At 32.3% G+C, this 1,414-nt stretch carries 2 protein-coding genes; both read right to left on the reverse strand.

From position 1 onward, the window contains the following. Window positions 1-107: 107 nt before the first annotated feature. Entirely contained in the window at window positions 108-956 is an 849-nt protein-coding gene (locus KO504_RS17120; protein WP_354667410.1) for an IS3 family transposase, read from the reverse strand. Next, on the reverse strand, window positions 902-1,360 hold the full coding sequence (locus KO504_RS17125) for a helix-turn-helix domain-containing protein (RefSeq protein WP_092447523.1): 459 nt from the start codon (window positions 1,358-1,360) through the stop codon (window positions 902-904). Before KO504_RS17125 ends, KO504_RS17120 begins: the two co-directional genes overlap by 55 nt. Window positions 1,361-1,414: the final 54 nt, after the last annotated feature.

Here is a 1,414-nt window from a genome sequence, read left to right on the forward strand (position 1 = left end):
TGTATTATACTGAAATAGGTTGACTCTTTTTGATTCATATTTCCACGTTCAAAAGATTTTTTTCAGCCGTTTAGTAGGCAAAAAAATAGTTTGAACTAGTTCTGTTCTTAAATTGCAAGTTCATGTAAATTTACTTTATTTTTCCGATACGACTTGTATTTGATATTTGGATTCAGATGTACTTCGGCAGGTTTTCTGAGATCTAGGCTAAAATGGGTTCTTAGATTGTTATAAATATATACAGCTTGCGCAGTCATTTTTTGAGCTAATTCAGTGTTTTTAATGGTTTTTTTTAGACCATATTCATATTTAAGCGTTCTGTTGATTCGTTCAGCAACAGCGTTTTCATAAGGGTCGTATTGTTCAGTCATACTCATTGTAATATTGTTTTCTTCAGCAAATGTTGTGTATTTAGGATTGCAGTATTGAAACCCTCTATCTGAATGATGGATAAGCTTTTTATCAGGGTATTTTCTGTTTTTAATAGCCATAGCGAGTGCATCTGTGCAAAGCGATGTTCTCATATGGTTATCTATTTTATATCCCATAATTTGCTTAGAATAGGCATCTGTAACAATAGCTAAATAATTATGGCCGTATTGTGTTTTAATGTAAGTGATATCGCTAACCCAAAGTTGTTCTGGCCGAGTAGGCACGTGGTCTTTCACCAGGTTTTTATATTTTTTGTACATATGGTTTGAGTTTGTTGTAGTGATGTAATTTTTAGTTTTAGGAATCAAAAGGTTATTTAGTCTTAGGAATCGATAGAACTTGTCTCTACCTATTTTAATATCAGCGTTTATAAAGTCTTGTTTGAGTTCCGTATGTAGTTTAATACCACCAGTTTTCGAGCCTACTTGTTTGCGGTAGTCTTTAACCATCTTGATCATTTTTTGATGATCTATTTCTTTTTTTTGTTGTGTTTTGAGTCTTTTGTAGAAGGCTTGTTTAGATATCCCAAAACATTGATAGAGCCATTTTCTTTTAAACGGTCTTTCTTCTTTCGCTCTATCTCTTTTGCTAATGTTTTGGGTAACGACTTTTTTGACATATCCACGCCTGTAATAAGTTCCATATCAGCGATTATGTCTTGCTGAAAGTCTTTTACAAACTCCAGTTCTTCAATCTTTTCCTTTAACTTTTTAATTTCATCGTTTTTACTCATACCCGTATTTTGTTGTACTAAGGTACTGTATTTTCTTAACCAATAGGAAATAGTTGTTCTAGGAATATCATATTTTTTTGAAGCCTGGTTGTTGGATATCTGACCATTTAAGATTTGGTCAACGACTAAAAGTTTGGTCTCTAAAGTGGCTTTTTGGTAGCTTTTTTTTAGCCAGTGTTCATTTTGTGTTTTCATAAGTGACTGTAATTAATTGATTAATTTTTAGTCAACCTATTTCAGGAAAGTTCA

Origin of the sequence: Winogradskyella psychrotolerans (assembly GCF_018860565.1) — a bacterium.
Classification (GTDB): Bacteria; Bacteroidota; Bacteroidia; order Flavobacteriales; family Flavobacteriaceae; genus Winogradskyella; species Winogradskyella damuponensis.